At 63.8% G+C, this 21,005-nt stretch carries 20 protein-coding genes; 9 read left to right on the forward strand and 11 right to left on the reverse strand.

The features are described 5' to 3' along the window. Nucleotides 1–13: 13 nt before the first annotated feature. The 3 genes from clpA to gloB all read right to left on the reverse strand — a co-directional run bounded on the left by clpA (nucleotide 14) and on the right by gloB (nucleotide 5,442). Complete coding sequence (clpA, locus tag E0501_RS02795) at nucleotides 14–2,332, reverse strand: ATP-dependent Clp protease ATP-binding subunit ClpA (protein WP_137699820.1); 2,319 nt, start codon at nucleotides 2,330–2,332, stop codon at nucleotides 14–16. A 337-nt stretch (nucleotides 2,333–2,669) separates the two neighbouring features. Then, a complete protein-coding gene (locus tag E0501_RS02800) occupies nucleotides 2,670–4,571 on the reverse strand; it encodes a serine hydrolase domain-containing protein (protein WP_137699821.1) in 1,902 nt (633 codons plus the stop codon). 100 nt (nucleotides 4,572–4,671) lie between these two features. After that, a complete protein-coding gene (gloB, locus tag E0501_RS02805; protein ID WP_137699822.1) occupies nucleotides 4,672–5,442 on the reverse strand; it encodes a hydroxyacylglutathione hydrolase in 771 nt (256 codons plus the stop codon). A 62-nt stretch (nucleotides 5,443–5,504) separates the two neighbouring features. Here gloB and E0501_RS02810 point away from each other — a divergent pair, with 62 nt between their 5' ends. Further along, nucleotides 5,505–6,257: a class I SAM-dependent methyltransferase gene (locus E0501_RS02810; RefSeq protein WP_137699823.1), complete on the forward strand. Its 753-nt coding sequence runs from the start codon at nucleotides 5,505–5,507 to the stop codon at nucleotides 6,255–6,257. A gap of 6 nt (nucleotides 6,258–6,263) precedes the next feature. On the opposite strand, the gene E0501_RS02815 is transcribed toward E0501_RS02810, so the two are convergent. Together E0501_RS02815 and E0501_RS02820 are read right to left on the reverse strand one after the other, a co-directional pair. Then, on the reverse strand, nucleotides 6,264–7,460 hold the full coding sequence (locus E0501_RS02815; protein ID WP_137699824.1) for a calcium-binding protein: 1,197 nt from the start codon (nucleotides 7,458–7,460) through the stop codon (nucleotides 6,264–6,266). A 129-nt stretch (nucleotides 7,461–7,589) separates the two neighbouring features. Continuing rightward, on the reverse strand, nucleotides 7,590–8,384 hold the full coding sequence (locus E0501_RS02820) for a hypothetical protein (protein WP_137699825.1): 795 nt from the start codon (nucleotides 8,382–8,384) through the stop codon (nucleotides 7,590–7,592). Nucleotides 8,385–8,845: 461 nt separating this feature from the next. Between E0501_RS02820 and E0501_RS02825 the strand changes: the two genes are divergently transcribed. From E0501_RS02825 to E0501_RS02850, 6 genes are all read left to right on the forward strand, one after another. Then, a complete protein-coding gene (locus E0501_RS02825; protein ID WP_137699826.1) occupies nucleotides 8,846–9,406 on the forward strand; it encodes a F0F1 ATP synthase subunit delta in 561 nt (186 codons plus the stop codon). Continuing rightward, nucleotides 9,407–10,945, forward strand: coding sequence for a F0F1 ATP synthase subunit alpha (atpA, locus tag E0501_RS02830; RefSeq protein ID WP_137699827.1), 1,539 nt, complete (start codon nucleotides 9,407–9,409; stop codon nucleotides 10,943–10,945). It abuts the gene before it with no gap. A gap of 14 nt (nucleotides 10,946–10,959) precedes the next feature. Beyond that, nucleotides 10,960–11,829, forward strand: a complete 870-nt coding sequence (locus tag E0501_RS02835; RefSeq protein WP_137699828.1) for a F0F1 ATP synthase subunit gamma — start codon at nucleotides 10,960–10,962, stop codon at nucleotides 11,827–11,829. A 22-nt stretch (nucleotides 11,830–11,851) separates the two neighbouring features. Continuing rightward, nucleotides 11,852–13,276: a F0F1 ATP synthase subunit beta gene (atpD, locus tag E0501_RS02840; RefSeq protein ID WP_137699829.1), complete on the forward strand. Its 1,425-nt coding sequence runs from the start codon at nucleotides 11,852–11,854 to the stop codon at nucleotides 13,274–13,276. A 62-nt stretch (nucleotides 13,277–13,338) separates the two neighbouring features. Continuing rightward, nucleotides 13,339–13,737, forward strand: coding sequence for a F0F1 ATP synthase subunit epsilon (locus tag E0501_RS02845; RefSeq protein ID WP_137699830.1), 399 nt, complete (start codon nucleotides 13,339–13,341; stop codon nucleotides 13,735–13,737). Nucleotides 13,738–13,860: 123 nt separating this feature from the next. After that, nucleotides 13,861–14,211: an H-type lectin domain-containing protein gene (locus tag E0501_RS02850; protein ID WP_137699831.1), complete on the forward strand. Its 351-nt coding sequence runs from the start codon at nucleotides 13,861–13,863 to the stop codon at nucleotides 14,209–14,211. A 16-nt stretch (nucleotides 14,212–14,227) separates the two neighbouring features. On the opposite strand, the gene E0501_RS02855 is transcribed toward E0501_RS02850, so the two are convergent. Then, nucleotides 14,228–15,238, reverse strand: coding sequence for a ribose-phosphate pyrophosphokinase (locus E0501_RS02855; RefSeq protein ID WP_137699832.1), 1,011 nt, complete (start codon nucleotides 15,236–15,238; stop codon nucleotides 14,228–14,230). Between the two features lie 120 nt (nucleotides 15,239–15,358). Here E0501_RS02855 and E0501_RS02860 point away from each other — a divergent pair, with 120 nt between their 5' ends. Beyond that, a complete protein-coding gene (locus tag E0501_RS02860) occupies nucleotides 15,359–15,958 on the forward strand; it encodes a 2-hydroxychromene-2-carboxylate isomerase (protein WP_137699833.1) in 600 nt (199 codons plus the stop codon). A 1-nt stretch (nucleotide 15,959) separates the two neighbouring features. After that, nucleotides 15,960–16,793 (forward strand): alpha/beta fold hydrolase, encoded by an 834-nt coding sequence (locus E0501_RS02865; RefSeq protein ID WP_235857733.1) that lies wholly within the window; start codon nucleotides 15,960–15,962, stop codon nucleotides 16,791–16,793. A gap of 62 nt (nucleotides 16,794–16,855) precedes the next feature. On the opposite strand, the gene E0501_RS02870 is transcribed toward E0501_RS02865, so the two are convergent. From E0501_RS02870 to E0501_RS02890, 5 genes are all read right to left on the reverse strand, one after another. Further along, nucleotides 16,856–17,902 carry a threonine aldolase family protein gene (locus tag E0501_RS02870; protein ID WP_137699834.1) on the reverse strand — a complete coding sequence of 349 codons (1,047 nt, stop codon included), beginning with the start codon at nucleotides 17,900–17,902 and terminating at the stop codon, nucleotides 16,856–16,858. Continuing rightward, nucleotides 17,902–18,372 (reverse strand): YcgN family cysteine cluster protein, encoded by a 471-nt coding sequence (locus E0501_RS02875; protein WP_137699835.1) that lies wholly within the window; start codon nucleotides 18,370–18,372, stop codon nucleotides 17,902–17,904. The genes E0501_RS02870 and E0501_RS02875 overlap by 1 nt, the downstream gene beginning before the upstream one ends. Further along, entirely contained in the window at nucleotides 18,369–19,307 is a 939-nt protein-coding gene (locus E0501_RS02880) for a bifunctional riboflavin kinase/FAD synthetase (RefSeq protein ID WP_137699836.1), read from the reverse strand. Before E0501_RS02880 ends, E0501_RS02875 begins: the two co-directional genes overlap by 4 nt. Nucleotides 19,308–19,364: 57 nt before the next feature. Beyond that, the gene (locus tag E0501_RS02885) at nucleotides 19,365–19,808 is read right to left on the reverse strand and encodes a MaoC family dehydratase (RefSeq protein ID WP_137699837.1); all 444 of its coding nucleotides are present in this window, start codon (nucleotides 19,806–19,808) and stop codon (nucleotides 19,365–19,367) included. A 105-nt stretch (nucleotides 19,809–19,913) separates the two neighbouring features. Further along, entirely contained in the window at nucleotides 19,914–20,789 is an 876-nt protein-coding gene (locus E0501_RS02890; RefSeq protein WP_137699838.1) for a TIGR01459 family HAD-type hydrolase, read from the reverse strand. Nucleotides 20,790–21,005 lie beyond the last annotated feature (216 nt).

Below are 21,005 nucleotides of genomic sequence, written 5' to 3' on the forward strand. Positions count from 1 at the left end.
TCGGAGAGCGGGCTTAATCCGCCGTCAGAAGCCGCGGCTTGTCGCCCTTGAGGCGGGGTTTGCCGGGGCCTTCGATACGCAGATCCAGTTCGCCATCCTTGACGCCGACCTTGACGACACCGCCCTTGGACAGTTTGCCAAAGAGCAATTCCTCGGCGAGGGGTTTCTTGATGTGTTCCTGGATTACGCGGCCCAGCGGACGGGCGCCCATCTTGTCGTCGTAACCCTTGTCGGCCAGCCACTCGGCGGCGGGCCGGGTGAGCTCGATCGTGACGCCACGGTCGAGGAGCTGAACCTCGAGCTGGAGCACGAATTTTTCGACCACCTGCAGGATGACTTCCTTGGGCAGCGGTGCAAAGGACACCACGGCATCAAGGCGGTTGCGGAATTCCGGCGTGAACGTGCGCTCGATCGCGGCGGTGTCCTCGCCCTCGCGCCGGTCGCGGCCGAAGCCGATCGCGGCCTTGGCCTGCTCGGCGGCGCCGGCGTTCGACGTCATGATCAGGATCACGTTGCGGAAGTTCACCGTGCGGCCGTTGTGATCGGTCAGCTCGCCATGGTCCATCACCTGCAGCAGGATGTTATAGACATCCGGGTGGGCCTTTTCGATCTCGTCAAGCAGCAGCACGCAATGCGGGTGCTGATCGACGCCATCGGTGAGCAGGCCACCCTGATCGAAGCCGACATAGCCCGGCGGCGCGCCAATCAGGCGCGAGACCGCGTGTTTCTCCATGTATTCCGACATGTCGAAGCGCAGCAGTTCCACCCCGAGGATATCGGCCAGTTGCTTGGCGACCTCGGTCTTGCCCACCCCGGTGGGACCGGCGAAGAGGTAGTTGCCGATGGGTTTCTCCGGTTCGCGCAGACCGGCGCGGGCCAGCTTGATCGCCGAGGCGAGGGTTTCGATCGCCACGTCCTGGCCGAAAACCACGCGCTTGAGCGACTTCTCGAGATCCTTGAGCACGGCGCTGTCGTCCTTGGAGACGCTTTTCGGCGGGATCCGGGCGATCTTGGCGACGATGGCCTCGATGTCCTTGACGCCGATCGACTTGCGCCGCTTCGAGGCGGCCAGCAGATGCTGGGCCGCGCCGGCTTCGTCGATGACGTCGATCGCCTTGTCCGGCAGCTTGCGGTCATTGATGTAGCGCGCAGAAAGCTCCACCGCGGTCTTGATCGCGTCAGCGGTGTATTTCACGCCGTGATGCTCCTCGAAATAGGGTTTGAGGCCCTTGAGGATCTTCACCGTGTCATCGACCGAGGGTTCGTTCACGTCGATCTTCTGGAACCGGCGGGACAGCGCGCGGTCCTTCTCGAAATGCTGGCGAAACTCTTTGTAGGTGGTCGAGCCCATGCAGCGCAGCTTGCCGCCCTGCAGGGCGGGCTTGAGCAGGTTCGAGGCGTCCATCGCGCCGCCCGAGGTGGCGCCGGCGCCGATCACGGTATGAATCTCGTCGATGAAAAGCACCGCATCGGGATGCTCTTCGAGCTCCTGCACGACGGCCTTGAGCCGTTCCTCGAAATCGCCGCGGTAGCGGGTGCCGGCCAGAAGTGCCCCCATGTCGAGCGAATAGATCGTGGTGTTGGCGAGAACCTCGGGCACTTCGCCATTGACGATCTTGTGGGCGAGACCTTCGGCGATGGCGGTTTTGCCGACACCGGGATCACCGACCAGAAGCGGGTTGTTCTTGCGCCGGCGGCACAGCACCTGGATGCAACGCTCGACCTCGTGGGCGCGACCGATCAGCGGATCGACATCGCCCTTCCGAGACTTAGCGTTGAGGTCGACGCAGTACTTCGCCAGCGCCGAATCCTTGCCTTCGCCCTCGGCAGCGTTCTGGGCTTCTTCTTCGATATCAGCACCTTGCACGGGGCGCGCTTCGCCAAAGGCGGGGTCCTTGGCCACGCCATGGGCGATGAAATTGACCGCGTCATAGCGGGTCATGTCCTGTTCCTGCAGGAAATAGGCGGCGTTCGATTCGCGCTCGGCGAAGATCGCCACCAGCACGTTGGCGCCGGTCACCTCGGTGCGGCCGGAGCTTTGCACGTGGATGGCCGCGCGTTGAATCACGCGCTGGAAGGCGGCGGTGGGCACGGCCTCGGAGCCTTCGATATCGGTGACGAGGTTGGATAGGTCGTCATCGATGAACTCCACCAGCGTCTGGCGCAGCTCTTCGAGATCGACCGAGCAGGCCTGCATCACGCGGGCGGCGTCGGGCTCGTCGATCAGCGCCAGAAGCAGATGCTCCAGCGTTGCGAATTCGTGGCGGCGGGCATTGGCGAGCGCGAGGGCGCTGTGAATGGCCTGCTCAAGAGTGGTCGAGAATGAAGGCATGGTTACCTCATGCTCCTTTTTGCTGCGATGCCGAAGGGCCCGGCGATCTTGGCCTCATGGTCTTAAAGTTTGGTCGATTGTGCCGTGGCTTCAAGGCTTTTCTGGGAAAAACCGATCACATTTCCGGATTCGGCCGCAGGAAATCGTGATTTGCGGGCAGAATCCCACGGCGCACAACGCGCGGAATGGTTAACGCCAGCGCACGCTCGAAAACCGGGGGGTGACTCGCGTGCACCCCCCGGCTGACATCCGGCTGCCGTCAGAAACGGCCCTGGTTAACGCGCGTTAAGGTTAATCGGGCGTGCGCTGCGCCCGGACCGCGCGGGGCGGGACCGGCTCAGAAATGCCGGTCGAAGGCGTTGGCGATGTCGGAGACAAGCGCGCCGCCGCCATAGGTGACGCCGTTGAGTTCCCACTCTTCCTTGCCGTTGACGAAGATCACGAAGCCATTGCCGGTCTTGCGGTCGATCAGGAAGCGCGAGCGGAAACCATCCTGAGCGCCACCGTGCCAGATGGTGCGGGGATAACCATCGTGAATGGTCGTCGACAGGTGAACGCCGAGGCCATACCAGTCGTCGCTGTCGGTGACCAAGGGCTTGCGGCACTTGCCGACCAGGCATTGCTCGCCCCCCGCGCAGGCGCTGTCGGCTGTGCAGGCCTGAAGCGACGAGCCGATGTTCCAGATCGGGATGAGCATCTTGTCGACATGCGCGGCAGGGATCACCTGCGCGCCGGTTTCATCGCGGCCCATGTTGCCGAGCATCGCCACCAGGCGGGCGAATTCCTCGGGGTGGGCGAGAAGACCGCCGGCGAATTTCACCACCGTGTGCTTCACGTCGAAGCCGCAGATCGAGCGCGAGCAGCCGCGCGCGAGATTGTCCATGTCCTTATCGGCGGTATCGAAGGTGGATTTGGTGAGGCCGTAGGGTTTGAGAATCTCGTTGTTGAGATAGACCCGCGCGGATTTGCCCGACGCCAGTTCGAGCATGTGTTCGGCCACCACGTAACCGCCGCCAGAATAGTCCCATTTGGTGCCCGGCGCATGGATCGGGTTGGTCGCCGAGATGCCGCAGGTCAGTTCTCCCATCATCAGGTTGCGCATCTTGGTGGGGCAGTCGGTCTTGGCGGTGCCGATGCCGTGCTTGTCGAGCCCGGCTGTATGGGTCATCAGGCGGCGCACCGAGATGTCGGGCAGGTAGTGCTCTTCCGCGCGGTCGAACTTGCGCCGGGTCCAGTCATCGAGGTGGCTGTTTGGATGTGCTGCCGCCGCCTTGTTGACGCGCCGGCCCAGCGTGGGGCCGTGGCCCGAGAAATGCGCCTTGGCCATGGCGAGACCGGCCACCATTTTCGACATCGAAGCGGCCTGCCAGAGGGTCTGCGAATTGGCCGGCAGGTTGTCCTTGTAATCGCGCAGGCCGTAGGTGCGCACGGTCGTGACCTTGAAATCCTCGATGATGGCGACGGCGGCGCCGGCGACGCGGTGCACATCGATCGCTTCGTTGATCGTCATCGTGGTGGTGCGATCATCGGTGCTGACCTTGACGCGGATGTCCTGTTCCATCTCGGAATAGGCGACGGTCGTGGGCTCCTGGATAATGCGGAAGGTGGGTTTGGCGCAGTGCAGCGCAAGGCCGACGATTTCGTCGTCGTTGTATTCGATGTCGAAGCCGACGGCGGCCTGGCCCGTTGGGCAATCACGCACCTTTTTCCAGTCCTTGCAGTTGGCGCGCGAGAATTGCCGGATGGTGTTGGCATCCGTCACCTTGCCGGAATTGTTCCTGTCGATGTAGCCGCCCCAGAGTTTCACGCCCTTGAGGCGGCTGTTGTTCTTGTTGTTGGTGCAGACCTGGAGCGAGGTCACCGCCTTGCGGTCGCGCACGGCGTCGGTCAGGATCGCCTCCTTGTCGCCGTTCACCGTCTTGCCGCAGACGTTGAAACGGGTGGTGAAATCCTGGCGCAGGTCCTGATCGGTGAAGCGCCACCAATAGGCCTCGACAAAGCAGGGACGGTCGCCCACTTCGTCCATCTTCATCCCGTAGAGCCAGGCATGCTGGCCCGGCCGCTTGGTGGTGTCGTCATCGCCATGCGGGCCCGAGACCTTGGTCTTGGTGTCCGAGCCGGGGGTCCATTCGATCACCCGGGTGACCGGGTCGTTTTTGGACATGGTGGTCTGGGCCAGCGCCGGCATGCAGCAAAGCACGGCGGCAGCAAGGCCCGAAATAAGCCCTTTGAAAGCCATTTGGGTATCCCTTTCTGAAAATGGTTGGGTCCTTGAAATGACACAACCCTAGCGGGATACCCGGTGGCCCGGAAAGTCAGGAATTCCGGAAGGCCGGGGCCTAGAAATTGTCCTTCGCGTTGCGCACCGCGGCAAAGACCTGCGCCGGGTCGGCGCCTTCGAGCCCGACCGACTTCTGCACTTCGGCGACGTGGCCGCGCAGGAAGGGGTTGGTATCGAGCTCGAGCTGCAGCAGCGAGGGCACGGTGAATTTGCCCTTGGCGCGGGCGGCCTCGGTATCGCTGGCGCGTTGCTGCAGGGCCGCGTTGCCGGGTTCGATGGTCAGCGCGAAACGGGCATTGGCGGCGGTGTATTCGTGGCCCGAGCAGATCAGCGTATCGGGCGCGAGGCTGGCAAGTTTCGTCAGGCTGTCGAACATCTGGTCGGCCGTGCCTTCGAAGAGCCGCCCGCAGCCGAGCGCCATCAGGCTGTCGCCGGTGAAGGCATAGCCGGATTCGGGGAAGTGATAGGCGATGTGGCCGACGGTGTGGCCGGGCACCTCGATCACGTGGATCCATTCGATGCCGACGGTCACCGTGTCGCCCTCTTTCACCTTGATGTCGAGCGGCGGCAGGCGGTGGGCGTCGGCCGCGGCGCCGATCACGACCGCGTCGGGGTAATCCTGTTTCAGCTCGTCCAGCCCATCGATGTGATCGGCGTGGTGGTGGGTAAGCAGCACATGGGTCAGCGTCCAGCCCCGTTTTTCCAGCGCGGCGGCGATGGGCGCGCTTTCGGGCACGTCGACAACGGCGGTATCGCCGGTTTCCTCGCAATGGACGAGAAAGGCGTAGTTGTCGTTGAGGCAGGGAATGGTGACGAGGTCTAAGGCCATGGCTTTTCACATCGCTGTTGTTATGGTGGGCCCCAGAGTGACCGATCCGGAGCCGGGCTGCAATGCATCTCGATGTGCAGGACCTGCGCAATTTCTATTACCGCAGCACGCTGGGGCGCGCGGTGCAGCAGGTGATCCGTGAACAGATGCTGGAACAGTGGCCCGAGGCGAAGGGCCAGACGGTGCTGGGCTTCGGCTTTGCCGTGCCGCTGCTCAGGCCCTACCTGGAGCAGGCGCGGCGGGTGATCGCGCTGATGCCCGGGCCGCAGGGCGTGATGCCCTGGCCCGCGGGCCAGCCCAACGTGAGCGTGCTGTGCGAGGAGACCCACTGGCCGGTCGAGACGGGCCGGGTGGACAAGCTGATCGTGATGCACGGGCTGGAAACGAGCGAGATGCCAAGCGCGGTCCTGCAGGAGTGCTATCGGGTGCTGGGGCCGGGGGGCAAGGCGCTGTTCATCGTGCCGAACCGGGCCGGGCTGTGGAGCCGCAACGACCGCACGCCCTTTGGCTATGGCCGGCCCTACACGCTGGGCCAGCTGGATGCGCAGCTGAAGAGCCACGGGTTTCTGTCCGAGGACCAGCGCACGACGCTTTACCAGCCGCCGAGCGGGCGGCGGTTCTGGCGCAAGACGGCGGCGTTCTGGGAGCGCACGGGCCGCGCGCTGCCGGTGATCGCGGCAGGCGGCGTTCTGATGGTGGAGGCGAGCAAGCGCGTGCCGGCGCCCAGCGGCGGGCTGGGCGAACGGGTGAAGCGGCCGATCTCGATCCTGAACCCGGTGCCCAAGCCCACCACCTCGCGCCTGGGCGAGGGGTGAGGGGGCTCAGGCCGCGGTGGCGGCCTGGGTCACGGTGATGTCGCCAAGCAGCGTGCTCGGCGAGGCGGGGTTGACGAAGACCACCAGCGCCTCGCCGTCGTCGGTCTGGATGATGGCCAGATCGTTGGTGCCGTCGCTGGTTTCAAACACCGAAAGCGGGCCTGTCACCTCGGGTGGCAGGTTGATGGTGAGCTGCGAGGGCAGGATGTATTCGCCGAGCGCCAGCGGGGTCTGGTCGCCGGCGAGATCCTCGGCGGTGACGTTGAGGGTGATCTGATCGCCATCGACGAGGGTGGAATCCTCGATATCGCCCAGCCGGTTCATCAGCGTGAGTTCGATCACGTCGGCGCCTTCGCCGCCCGACAGGGTGGTGTCGAAGGTATCGAGGGCTGTCAGGGTATCGTCGCCCTCGTCGCCGAAGAGCTGGAAGGCGCTGCCCGCGGTGGCGGTGATCTGGTCGTTGCCGGCATCGCCATGGACGATCTGGTTGAAGCCGTCGACGGTGATCTCGTCGTCGCCGGTGCCGCCCAGGATGTCGAGCCCTTCGGAGGAGGCCGCAAAGATCGTGTCGGCGCCTTCGCCGCCTTCGATCAGCACGAACTGCTGCCCCGACATCTGGAAGCTGTCGTCGCCGTCTTCGCCCAGGAATTCGGCGCCGGTGGCATCGTCGGATTGCAGGAGGTCGTTGCCCTCGCCGCCGAAGGCCAGGAAGTTCGACCCGGTGGCGATGATCGTGTCGTTGCCGGCGTTGCCGAAGGCCTCGAACTCGGTGTTCGACACTTCGAGCAGGTCGTTGCCATCGCCGCCGCGCGCGAAATAGGACGAGCCGTCATCGACGTCGATCGTGTCGTCGCCCGCGCCGCCATCGAGGGTGAGGCTGCTGCCCGAGGAGATCAGCACATCGTTGCCGGCATCGCCATAGGCCTGGCTGTTGTCGCCGATGGTGATCGTGTCGTCACCGTCGCCGCCGCGGCCGATGGCGGTATCGAGCAGGTTGATCACGTCATTGCCGCCAAACCCGAACACCTCGACATTGCTGCCGCCGTTGATCGTATCGTCGCCGTCACCGGGGCCGCCGCCGGTTCCGCCGCCGCCGTCATCCCCGCCGCCGGTCGAGCTGAACTCATCCGCGCCGCCTGAACCGGTGTCGGCCAGGCTGAGCAGGGCACCCAGCCCCAGCAGCACAAGTATCGCGTATCCCATGATTTCCCCCCCAGGAAATGCAAATGAAAAATATCTTTTCAGGCTAGGGCCTTCGCCACGCAGCGGTCAACTGGCTATGGCGGGCAATTGTTTCCCATCGGGAAACTAAGCGTTTTGTCGCAGAGGCGCCTAACGATCGATCTCGACCGATCCGGCGATGGCCCCCGAGATCGACAGGGCGGGGCTGTCGTTGATGTGGCCAAAGGTGTGGCGCTTGCCGGTTTCGGGGTCGGTATAGTAGCCACCATTGCCCAGCCAGATCCAGGCGATGGCGCGGAAATCGGGGGCGCCGAGGCTGCTGGCGAAGCGCCGGGCGAGTTCGCCGGAAGTGAGCGGATCGCTGCCAGGCGGCGTCTGCACCAGAACGATCGAGGCGTGGAGATCGCGGCTGCCATTGGTGCCGGACTTTTCATTGAAGCGCACGGCATAGATCGGACCGCCGGAGACCGGCGCGAGCCGCAAGGTGAGGCTCGAGCCGGGGTGCGACAGGTCGAAGAAGCGTTCCGGCGGCGGACCGTCGTGGCGCCAGTCATGGGTGTAGTCGAACACCATGTCGGCCGGATCTTGCGTGGCGTCCCCGGCCGGCATCCGGGTGCTGGGATAGAGCCCGTTTCCGGTCGGCGTGGCGGTGTCTTCGCTTTGGCGCCCGTGCATCAGGCTGTCGCCATCCGTGAGCGAGATGATCGCAACAGCATCGGCCGTGACATGCCTGACCCCGGGCAGGCGCAGGTGATAGCGCGGACCGGTGCGGGTGGTGATCACGGTGACATCGAAACAGTCGAGCGCGGGGTGACGGTGCAGAACCAGGCGCGGCTCGGCCCGGGCCAGCACGGTGTCGGGCAGGGCGATGACAAGTATGTCATCGTCCGGATCGAAATCGCGGACTTCGCAGGAGCGGCCGGGAAGGGCATCGAGAAAGATCATTCAGGCAAACCGGTCAATCGCAACCACAGTCATCGGCACAAGCGCCGGATGACCGGCAGAGTGGGGGGCACTTTCGGCATCGGTTAACGCAGAGTCAATTCCGGATCTTGCAGAGCTTCACGAGGCAACGCCGCCCTGCTTTTGCATGGTAGCGTTAACGGATTTGCCCGCACTTGTGCAAGGAATCGCGAAAAGATGTGCATTTGCCGGGTTTTTTCGCTGCCTGTTTTTCGCGCAAACGGTCGCACTTGCGTCAAGTAACTGAAATATAAGGATTTCCGCGAGAGTCGTTTTCGTCTGTAGCAGGTTGCTAGGCAACACGGGCTCTGCTACACCCGCCCCGATTTCGATGCTTTGTGAATTCAAGGCGAGCAAACGCCCCCGGATGCCAAGCGGCACGAGCGATCGCTCTGCGCCGCGACGGCTGTGAAAACCGGGGCCAGAAAATCGGAAGGGTGGACGTGTCCGAACCAGCTTCGATCTCAACCGGCATTGCCGCACGCTATGCCACGGCCGTGTTTGAACTGGCCAAGGAATCCAAGAACGTGAAAGCGCTGGAAGGCGATATCGCGGCGCTGGAGGAAGCGCTGGCTGGCAGCGCCGATTTCAACGCTTTGATTTCTTCGCCGATCTACACGCGTGATCAACAGGCCGCCGCGGTGACTGCCATCGCCAACAAGATGGGCCTGTCGGAACTCATGAGCAACACGCTGAGTCTGATGGCCGGCAAGCGGCGCCTTTTCGTGCTGCCGCAGCTCGTGCGGGCCCTGCGCGCCGCGATTGCCGAGGACAAGGGCGAGGTGACGGCCGACGTGGTCAGCGCCAAGCCGCTGACCAAGGCCCAGCTCACCAAGCTTGCCAAATCGCTGAAAGCCAGCGTCGGCAAGGATGTGAATATCAATGCGACCGTCGATGAAGCGCTCATCGGCGGTCTTGTCGTCAAAGTGGGTTCGAAAATGATCGACACGTCGATCCGCTCGCGCCTCAACTCTCTCCAGAATGCAATGAAAGAGGTCGGATAAATGGGTATCCAAGCAGCAGAGATTTCTGCGATCCTGAAGGACCAGATCAAGAACTTCGGCAAGGAAGCCGAAGTGGCCGAAGTTGGCCGCGTGCTGAGCGTCGGCGACGGGATCGCCCGCGTTTACGGTCTGGACAACGTCCAGGCCGGTGAGATGGTGGAATTCCCCGGCGGCATCCGCGGCATGGCGCTGAACCTGGAGGCCGACAACGTCGGCGTCGTGATCTTCGGTTCCGACCGCGACATTAAAGAAGGCGACACCGTCAAGCGGACCAACGCGATCGTGGACGTGCCCGCCGGTGACGCGCTGCTGGGCCGCGTTGTCGACGCACTGGGCAACCCGCTGGACGGCAAGGGCGAGATCAAGGCCAGCGAACGCCGCCTGGCCGACGTGAAGGCCCCGGGCATCATCCCGCGTAAATCGGTGCACGAGCCGATGGCGACCGGCCTGAAGGCCGTTGACTCGATGATCCCGATCGGCCGTGGCCAGCGGGAGCTGATCATCGGTGACCGTCAGACCGGCAAGACCGCCGTGGCGCTGGACGCGATCCTGAACCAGAAATCCTATAACGACGCCGCGGGCGACGACGAGAGCAAGAAGCTCTACTGCGTCTACGTCGCCGTCGGTCAGAAGCGTTCGACCGTGGCGCAGCTGGTGAAAAAGCTGGAAGAAACCGGCGCGATCGACTACTCGATCGTGGTGGCCGCCACCGCTTCCGACCCCGCGCCGATGCAGTTCCTGGCGCCCTATGCCGCGACGGCGATGGCCGAATATTTCCGCGACAATGGCCGCCATGCGCTGATCATCTATGATGACCTGTCGAAACAGGCCGTGTCGTATCGCCAGATGTCGCTGCTGCTGCGCCGTCCGCCGGGGCGTGAAGCCTATCCGGGCGACGTTTTCTACCTGCACTCGCGTCTGCTGGAACGTTCGGCGAAGCTGAACGAGGATCACGGCGCAGGTTCGCTGACCGCGCTGCCGATCATCGAAACGCAGGGCGGCGACGTGTCGGCCTTTATTCCGACGAACGTGATTTCGATCACCGACGGCCAGATCTTCCTGGAAACGGAACTGTTCTACCAGGGTATCCGCCCGGCCGTGAACACCGGTCTTTCGGTGAGCCGCGTTGGTTCGTCGGCTCAGACCAAGGCGATGTCGTCGGTTGCCGGTCCGGTGAAACTGTCGCTCGCGCAGTATCGCGAGATGGCGGCCTTTGCCCAGTTCGGTTCCGACCTCGATGCCGCGACGCAGCAGCTTCTGAACCGGGGCGCACGCCTGACGGAACTGATGAAGCAGCCGCAATACTCGCCGCTGACCAACGCCGAGATCGTCGTCGTGATCTTTGCCGGCACCAACGGCTACCTCGACAAGATCAACGTTCGCGAAGTGGGCCGGTTCGAGGCCGGGCTGCTGGCGCATATGCGTCAGAAGCACCAGGACGTTCTGGACTGGATCACCAACGAGGATCCGAAGATCAAGGACGAGGCCGCTGACCGTCTCAAGGCAGCGATTGACGAGTTCGCCGCTGACTTCGCGTAAGGGGAGACGAGGCAATGCCAAGTCTTAAGGACCTTAAAAACAGGATCGAGTCGGTCAAATCGACCCGCAAGATCACCAAGGCCATGCAGATGGTTGCGGCGGCCAAGCTCCGCCGTGCCCAGGAATCGGCCGAGCAGAGCCGGCCCTATACCGAGCGTTTCGCCGCCGTTCTGACGGCGGTGGCGCAATCGGCCAAGGGCTCGGATGATGCGCCGCTTCTGCTGCGGGGCACGGGCAGCGATCAGACCCATCTTCTGGTGGTGATGACCGCGGAACGTGGCCTGTGCGGCGGCTTCAACAGTTCGATCGTGAAAAAGGCCAAGGCCCAGATCGACGAGCTTCAGGGCAAGGGCAAGACGGTCAAGATCCTGACTGTCGGCAAGAAAGGCCGTGAGCAGCTCAAGCGTGACCACGCGGACAAGTTCGTGGGTCACGTCGATCTGAGCGATGTGAAGCGCCTGGGCTATGACAACGCCAAGGACATCGCCACCGACCTTCTGGCGCGGTTCGATGCCGGCGAGTTCGATGTCGCGACGATCTTCTATTCGCGCTTTGAATCGGTGATCAGCCAGATCCCGCAGGCCCAGCAGATTATCCCGACCCCGGTGGATGCCGAGGCGGGCGATGGCACGGTTTACGATTACGAGCCCGATCAGGACGAGATCCTGGCCGAACTGCTGCCCAGCGGCGTGGCCACGGCGATCTTCAGCGCGTTGCTGGAGAACGGCGCGTCCGAGCAGGGCGCGCGGATGAGTGCGATGGACAACGCCACGCGCAACGCCGGCGAGATGATCGAGAAACTGACCATCGAGTTCAACCGTTCGCGTCAGGCCGTGATCACCAACGAGCTGATTGAAATCATTTCGGGCGCCGAGGCGCTCTAAGAGACAACCGGAGACGAAACACATGGCAAATGCAAAAGGCAAAATCACCCAGGTGATCGGCGCTGTCGTGGACGTGCAGTTCGATGATCACCTGCCGGCGATCCTGAACGCACTGAACACCGACAACAACGGCAACAACCTGGTTCTGGAAGTGGCCCAGCACCTTGGTGAGAACACCGTGCGGACCATCGCGATGGACGCCACCGAAGGTCTGGTGCGCGGTCAGGAAGTCGTGGACACCGACGGCCCGATCACCATGCCGGTGGGGAACGCCACCCTGGGCCGCATCCTGAACGTCGTGGGTGAGCCCGTGGACGAAAAAGGCCCGGTCAACGCCAAGGAATTCCGCGCCATCCACCAGCCCGCCCCGGATTTCGAAGAGCAGTCGACCGAGTCGGAAGTTCTGGTGACCGGCATCAAGGTGGTTGACCTGCTGGCCCCCTACGCAAAAGGCGGCAAGATCGGCCTCTTCGGCGGCGCCGGCGTGGGCAAGACGGTTCTCATCATGGAACTGATCAACAACATCGCCAAGGTGCACTCGGGCTTCTCGGTGTTCGCCGGTGTGGGTGAACGGACCCGTGAAGGTAACGACCTGTACCACGAGATGATCGAATCCAACGTTATCAACCCCGATAACCTGGAAGAGAGCCAGGTGGCCCTGGTTTACGGCCAGATGAACGAGCCTCCGGGAGCACGGATGCGCGTGGCACTGTCGGGCCTGACGCTGGCTGAGCAGTTCCGTGACCAGTCGGGCACCGACGTTCTGTTCTTCGTCGACAATATCTTCCGCTTTACCCAGGCGGGTTCCGAGGTGTCGGCGCTTCTGGGCCGGATTCCTTCGGCTGTGGGTTACCAGCCGACGCTGGCCACCGACATGGGCGCGATGCAGGAACGCATCACCTCGACCAAGGGTGGCTCGATCACCTCGGTGCAGGCGATCTACGTGCCTGCGGACGACCTGACCGACCCCGCGCCGGCCACCTCGTTTGCGCACCTCGACGCAACCACCGTTCTGTCGCGTGCGATTTCGGAACTGGGCATCTACCCCGCCGTGGACCCGCTCGACTCGACTTCGCGTCTGCTGGACCCGGCCATCGTGGGCGAAGAGCACTACAAGGTCGCCTCGGACGTGCAGGAGATCCTTCAGCGCTACAAGTCGCTGCAGGACATCATCGCGATCCTCGGGATGGACGAACTGTCGGAAGAAGACAAACTGACGGTTGCCCGTGCCCGTAAGATCCAGCGTTTCCTGTCGCAGCCCTTCGACGTTGCGAAAGTGTTCACCGGCTCGGACGGTGTGCAGGTGCCGCTGGAAAAAACCATCGCGTCGTTCAAGGCCGTTGTGGCCGGCGAATACGACCACCTGCCCGAAGCCGCCTTCTACATGGTCGGCGACATCGACGAGGTGATCGCGAAAGCCGAGAAACTGGCCGCGGAAGCCGCGTAATCTCAGCCGCCCCCCGGGCCGCCATGGCGGGTGGGGGGGCAGGCTCCGGAAAGGAGACAGACATGGCTGACACGATGCAGTTCGATCTGGTGAGCCCCGAGCGCAGCCTGGCATCCTACCAGGCCTCGGAAGTCCAGATCCCGGGCGCCGATGGCGACCTGACGGCGATGCCGGGCCACACGCCCGTCGTTACCACGCTGCGCCCCGGTGTTCTGAAGGTCAAGGGCCCCGAGGGTGAGCACGATTACCTGGTCACCGGCGGGTTTGCCGAGGTGAATGCCGAGGCGACCAGCATCCTGGCCGAGATGGCCAAGCCGCTGGGCGATGCCAAGGCCGCGGACCTGGAGCCGCTGATCGAGGCCGCGACGGCCGCGGCGGCGGAAGCCACCGGTGCCGCGCGCGACATGGCCGACAAGCAGCTGGCCGATCTGCAGGCGCTGCGCGACACCGTCGGCGCCTGAGCCCGCGCCAGAGCATGAAATCGAAGGCCCCGCATTGCGCCGGGGCCTTTTTCCTTTGCAATACCCGAATTTTGCCGGAATTTTAAGGCAGGTATTGGTTATTGATGAATTCAGGTCGGATGCATGAAGAAGATCAGCGCGCATAGCATCGGGATCGCGCAGGGCAGCGACACGATCTTTGAGGATTTCGAGGATGGCGGCGAGATGTGGACCGGCACCGGCCACCGCGAACGCCGCAAACGGGTGGCGTTCCGCGAGCCGTTCAAGGAGCCGCCCGCGGTGCATTGTTCGCTGACGTTGTGGGACGTTGACAGCGCCACCAACGTGCGCGCCGACATCGAGGCCGAAAACGTGGGCGAGGATGGTTTCGACCTTGTGTTCCGGACCTGGGGCGACACCAAGGTTGCCCGGGTGCGCATCGGCTGGATGGCGGTCGGGCCGGTCGGAAACGAGGACGACTGGGAGCTTTACTGAGGCGGCGGCAGGTGCCTCAGAAAATGCCTTCGTAGATCGGCTCGAGCATGTCGGTGTCGAAGAGCGAGCTGACCGAGGTGCCGTTCCAGATATTCAGGATCGCCTGGGCGAAAAGCGGGGCGGTGGGCAGAATACGGATATTCGGCGCGGCCTGCACGGCCGCGTTTGCTTCGATCGAGTCGGTGATGACCAGCGATTTCATAACCGATTTGGTGATCCGCTCGACCGCGGGGCCCGAGAGCACGCCGTGCGAGATATAGGCGTGCACTTCTTTCGCGCCACTGTCCTTGATCACCTCGGCGGCCTTGCACAGCGTGCCGGCGGTATCGCAGATGTCATCGACGATGATGCAGCGCTTGCCCTCGACATTGCCGATCACCGTCATCTCGGCCACTTCGCCGGGTTTTTCGCGGCGTTTGTCGACGATGGCGAGCGGCGCGTTGATCCGTTTCGCCAGTTCACGGGCGCGGGCCACGCCGCCCACGTCGGGCGAGACGATCATCACGTCGGCCATCTGCTTGGCGAACTGTTTCTTGATGTCGAGCGCGAAGATCGGCGAGGCGTAGAGGTTGTCGACGGGGATGTCGAAGAAGCCCTGGATCTGGGCGGCGTGCAGGTCCATCGTCAGCACGCGTTCGATGCCGGCCTCGACGATCATGTTGGCGACCAGCTTGGCCGAGATGGGCGTGCGCGCCTTGGTGCGGCGATCCTGGCGGGCATAGCCGAAATAGGGGATCACGGCGGTGATGCGACGGGCCGAGGAGCGGCGCAGCGCGTCGGACATGATCAGAAGTTCCATCAGGTTGTCATTTGCCGGGTTCGACGTGGACTGGATGATGAACATGTCTTCGTCGCGGACATTGTCGAAGACCTCGACAAAAATTTCGCCGTCGTTGAAGCGTTCGACGCGGGTATCGACCAGCTGCGTATTGACGCCGCGGTGCATCGACATGCGACGGGCAATACCCTTGGCCAGAGGCATGTTGGAATTGCCCGAAATGAGCTTCGGTTCATTGATTGTCGGCATGGTTGCGTGGTCCCCGGCGGTGGCGTTCCGTGACAGAATCGTGACGTTGACACCGCTTAGCATCTCTCTAGGGTCGGGCAAAGCTTTGGCATCCCGACAGTCGCGCAAAGGACGGAAATTGTGGCACATATCGACTATTTTTTCTCCACGCTGAGCCCGTTTGCCTATTTCGCCGGGACGCGGCTGGAGGAGATCGCGGGCCGGCATGGCGCGGGCATCACCTACAAGCCCTATGACATTCTGGCGCTTTATGACCGGCTGGGCGCGCCGCGCCCGCAGGACCGGCCGCAGGGCCGCAAGGATTACCGCCTGCAGGAACTGCGCCGGATCTCGAAAAAGACCGGGCTGCCGTTGAACATGCAGCCGGCCTTCTGGCCGACCAACGCAGCACCATCCTCCTATGCGATCATCGCGGCGCAGAAGGCGGGCGGCGGCGACATGGGCGCGCTGGTGCATGGGCTGTTGCGCGCCTGCTGGGTCGAGGAGAAGGACATTGCCGACGACGCGGTGATCGGCGCCTGCCTGGAGGCGGCGGGATTCGACAAGGGGCTGAGTTTTTCCGGGATGCTGTCGGGCGCGGAGGAATACGCGGCCAACCTGGAAGAGGCGCATACAAGGGGCGTATTCGGCGCGCCTTTCTATATCTGCGACGATGATGAGCGGTTCTGGGGGCAGGACCGGCTGGCCGACCTGGACGCACATCTGGCCGGTGAGTTGTGACATGACGCAGGACATGCGGGGCGGTCACCCGACCTATTGGACCGAGTTCGGACAGGGGTCGCGCAAGGCGCTGATGATCCATTGTTCGCTGGCCCATTCCGGCGCCTGGAAGGGTGTGGCGGGCCTCATGGGCGAGCGGCTGACGATGCGCGCCTATGATCTGCCGGGGCATGGCCGCAGCGGCGACTGGACGCCCGCGCGCGACATGCAGGAGCTGTCGGTGGCGATGGCGGTGGACGTGATCGGCGCGGACGGGCCGATGGACATCATCGGCCATTCCTTCGGCGCCACGGTGGGCCTGCGACTGGCGATTGAACGCCCCGACCTGGTGCGGTCGCTGGTGATGATCGAGAGCGTGTTCGTGGCGGCTGCGCTGGCGGACGACCCGGCGCTGGCCGAGACCCATCATGACATGAACGCGGGCTATATCGAGGCGCTGGAGCGCGGCGACCGGATGGCGGCGGCGAAGTCTTTCATGACCGAATGGGGCGACGGGCGACCGTGGGAGGCATTGCCCGATGAACACAAGGCGTTCCTGGCAAGCAAGATCCACCTGATCCAGGCGAACCAGGCCACCGTGCTGGAGGACCGGCCCGGCATCCTGCGCGACAAGCGGATCGAGGCGCTGGACGTGCCGGCGCTGCTCATTCGGGGGGCCGAGAGCTCGGCCTTCGTGGAGCCGATCCACGCCGCCATTGTCCGGCGATTGAAGGGATCGCGCGATATTGCGCTGGAGGGGGCGGGGCACATGGTGCCGATCACGCACCCGACCGAGACGGCGGCGCTGATTTCGGAGTTTCTGGATACGGTACCGGAGCAGCCTGTGGTGGCGTGAGGTTGTGGGGGCCAGCCCCACACCCCCGGGATATTTGGGGCAAGATAAAGGGGCTGGTGTGTTTAGCCTATTGCCGTTTCGATGAAGCGGTCGATGGTGGCGTCGGTGACCGACCAGTCGCAGACAAGGCGCGCGGGCAGGGGTTCGTCGGGATCGCCCGATGTCACGTCGCCGGCCATGATGTAGTAGACCGCGCCGGCGGCCTGCAGGCGCTGGTGCGTGGCGCGCGGCATGTGCAGGAAGATGATATTGGCCTGCGGCTCAAAATCGAAGCTGACGCCGGGCAGGTCGCGCAGACCGGCCGCGAGCCGGGCGCAGGCGGCATTGGCGCTTGTGGCGTTGCGGGTCCAGAGATCATCGGCGAGATAGGCCTGCATCTGCGCCGAGAGGTAGCGGTGTTTCGAGAAGAGGTGACCGCCGCGTTTGCGCCGCAGTTCGAACTCCCAGGCGTGGGCGGGATCGAAGAAGATCACCGCTTCGACACCCATGCAGCCGTTTTTCGTGCCGCCGAACGAGACCGCGTCGATCCCGGCCTTCCAGGTCATCTCAGCGGGCGTGCAGCCGAGCGCGGCAAGCGCATTGGCGAAACGCGCGCCGTCGAGATGGGTGTTGAGGCCGTATTCGCGAGCGACGGCGGTGAGTGCGTTGAGCTCCTCAAGCGAATGGACCTGGCCGCGTTCGGTGACCTGGGTGATCGAGACCGGGCCACGTTGGGGGCCGTGGACGCCGCGGGTTTCCTCGCCCTCGATGGCGGCGCGGAGCGCGTCGGGCGTCATCTTGTCCTCGGTACCCGCGAGGGTGAGCTTGGCGCCGCCGGTGTAGAATTCGGGGGCGTTACACTCGTCTTCGTGGATATGCGCGGTGGGCGAACAGAAGATCGTTTCCCAGGGGTTGGTCAGCGTGGCGAGCGCAAGAGAATTCGCCGTGGTGCCGGTGGCGACCAGATGGATGCTGGCCAGCGGCGCCTCGAAGATCTCGCGCAGCTGCGCGCGGACTTCGTCCATGATCGCGTCGGCGCCATAGCCCATGGCATAGCCTTCGTTTGCGCGGGTGAGCGCTGCGAGGATTTCGGGGTTGGCAGGGCCGCCATTGTCGGAAGCAAAGAACATCAGGTCGGCTCCTCTATGATGTGATCTTCCCAGTCGTCTTCGTCGATTTCGAATTCGGGCACGGTGCGGTGGCGCATCGACACGCCGGCATCATGCACCGATTGCGCGGTACCTGAAAGCAGCGGGTGCCAGTCGGGCAGGGGATCGCCCTGCCACAAGAGTTTGTAGGCGCAGGTCTGCGGCAACCAGTAGGCGTGTTTCTCGATCGTCGAGGGATCGAGGGTGATGCATTCGGGCACGAATTGATGGCGGATCTCGTATTGCGCGCAGCGGCAGGTTTCGTCGTCGAAGAGCCGGCAAGCGACGCGGGTGAGGGCCACTTCGCCGGTATCGGCGTCCTCGAGCTTGTTCAGGCAGCACTTGCCGCAGCCGTCGCAGAGCGCCTCCCATTCCTTGCGGGTCAGGCGTGAAAGCGGCGTGGTTTCCCAGAAGCGCGGGCGCAGGCCGGTGCGGTCGATCGGGTCGCTCATATGCTTTTCAGGATCTCGCGGGCGCGGGCGCAATCGGCATCCATCTGGGCGATCAGCGCATCGAGGCTGTCGAATTTTTCCTCGGGGCGGAGATAGTCGACAAGGCCGATGGAGACGGTCGCGCCGTAAAGATCGCCGGAGAAGTCGAAGAGGAAGGTTTCGAGGTTGGGCTTGTTCACGCCGAACATCGGGCGCACGCCCATCGAGGCGGCGCCGTGGTAGCTGCCCTTGTGGGGGCCATCGAGCACGTCGGCCAAGACGGCATAGACGCCGAAACGGGGCGGGTGCAGGCCGTCGATCGACATGTTGGCGGTGGGATAGCCCAGTTCGCGGCCGCGCTGATCGCCGCGGATCACGCGGCCTTCGATCCGGTGCCAGTGGCCCAGCATCGCGGCGGCGTCGCGTGGGCGGCCCTCGGACAACGCGTTGCGGATGGCGGTGGAGGACACCTGTTCGCCGTTGCCTTCCAGCAGTTCGGCGATGGTGACACCAAAACCCATTTCCGCGCCGAAGCGCAGGAGATCCTCGACATTGCCGGCGCGGCCCTTGCCAAAGCAGAAATCGGCGCCGACGACCACGTGCCGGAGGCCCAAACCATCGGTGATGACCTTGCGCGCGAACTCGTCCGGCGTGAGCGCCGAGAGCGCGGCGTTGAAATTGAGCTCGTAGAGCCGTTCGACGCCGAGCTTTTCGAGCCGGTGGGCGCGGGCGGCGGCGCTCATCAGGCGGAAGGGCGGGGCGTCGGGGGCGAAGTATTCGCGGGGGTGCGGCTCGAAAGTGACGATGCCCAGGGGCGCGCCGGTCTGCGCGCCTGCGTTGCGCGCGATGTCGATCACCGACTGGTGGCCCAAATGCACGCCATCGAAATTGCCGATGGCGGCAGAGGCGCCCTTGTCGGCGGCGTCAACGAATTGATAGTCGCGGATGATACGCATGAAGGCTGGTTAGCGGCCTGTCGCGACGGGTGCAAGTACGGATGCTTTTGCGGCGTGTCAGTCGAACTTGCCCGAGGGGGCGAGCACGGTGGCCTCGCCGATCAGGACCTTCTTGCCGTTGACCATGCAGCGGCAATCGAGCTGCACCCGGCGCTTGGCGTGGTCGATGCCGATCACCTCGACCTCGGCCAGGACGGTGTCGCCGGGGCGCACGGGGGCGAGGAACTTGAGCGTCTGGCCCATGTAGACGGTGCCGTGGCCCGGGAGCTGTTCGCCGATCACCGCGGAGATGAGCCCGGCGGTAAGCATGCCGTGGGCGATGCGGCCTTCGAAGATGGTGTCGTTGGCGTAATCGTCATCGAGATGCACCGGGTTCCGATCGGTCGAGACCTGGGCGAACATCTCGATATCTTCGTCGGTGACCACTTTGCGCAGGTGGCGCGTCATCCCCATCTCGATTTCCTCGATGGTGATGGTTCCGCGTGGCAGGTTATCCAACATTCCGCCCTCCAAAGGCTCCGGCTTTGCGCAATTTTCGGACGCTGACGCGCCCGGTGTTGGAACTTTATTACTTTGCAGGCGCAGAAAATCAAGCCCCAAATTGGCCTAGCGCAGTTGCCCGATCGCGTAGGAAGGAGAGATCATTTCCTTTTCAATATAGGCGTTTAGCGCATCCGGATCGGGCTGATGCGACGTTTTGGTGATCTCGCGGGCGAGCCCGCCGGTGATGAAGAGAGAATCGATGTCCTCGCCCATCGCCCCCTGGATGTCGGTGTGCAGCCCGTCGCCGATGGCCAGAATGCGCGAGTCGGGCACGGATTTGCCGAGGCTTGCCATGCGGCGGCGTGCCAGATCATAGATCGGCGGGTGGGGTTTGCCGAAATAGAGGCTTTCGCCCCCCATTTCCGTATAAAGTCGCCCCAGCGCCCCGGCGCACCATTCGCGCCGTTCGCCGCGGTCGACCACGATATCGGGGTTGGCGCAGAGCAGTTTCAGGCCCTTCTGCTTGGCATAGAGGAAATCGGGGCGGTTTACGTCCGGGTCGGCCATCGGGTCGAAGGGGCCGCAGCAGACGATGCCCTCGGCCTCGGGCAGCGGGACGAGCTGGATATCGACCGGATCGTCGATCACTTCGAGCGGTTCGAAGAATTCCTCGTCGCGTGCCCACTCGCCCATGAAATAGACCTTCTGGCCGACCACGCCGCGGAACATGGCAGCGCGGGCGGAATCGCCGGAGGTGGCGATTACGTCCCAGCTGTCGCGGGCGACGCCAAACCCGTCGAGCTGCACCGCGACGCCGGCGCGCGGTTTGGGCGAGTTGGTGACCAGCACCACGGTGCCGCCCTTGCGGCGATACTCTTGCAATGCGGCGACGGCGGAGGGGATGGCACGGACCCCGTCATGCACGCAGCCCCACAGATCGACGAAGATAACGTCGTAACGGTCAGAGATGTCGGAAAGGGCATTGATGATGCGTGTCATGAGCTGGGTCGTTCTCCTGATTTGCGTCCTTCCATCTATGACGCAGTGCCCGGGGCTTGGCCACCGGGAATCGGCAAGTGGAATGCGCAGGATTCTGCGAAAAGCTGTGCGGAAAATGGCCATAAACGAATGGCTTAAAGCGCAGCTTTAGAGAGGCAGTTTAGGACGCCCTTCTATTTTCGGCCACAATTCGGGGATAGCCATCGGGGCACGCAC

The sequence above is a fragment of the Marimonas lutisalis genome, assembly GCF_005434965.1.
Taxonomy (GTDB): Bacteria; Pseudomonadota; Alphaproteobacteria; order Rhodobacterales; family Rhodobacteraceae; genus Marimonas_A; species Marimonas_A lutisalis.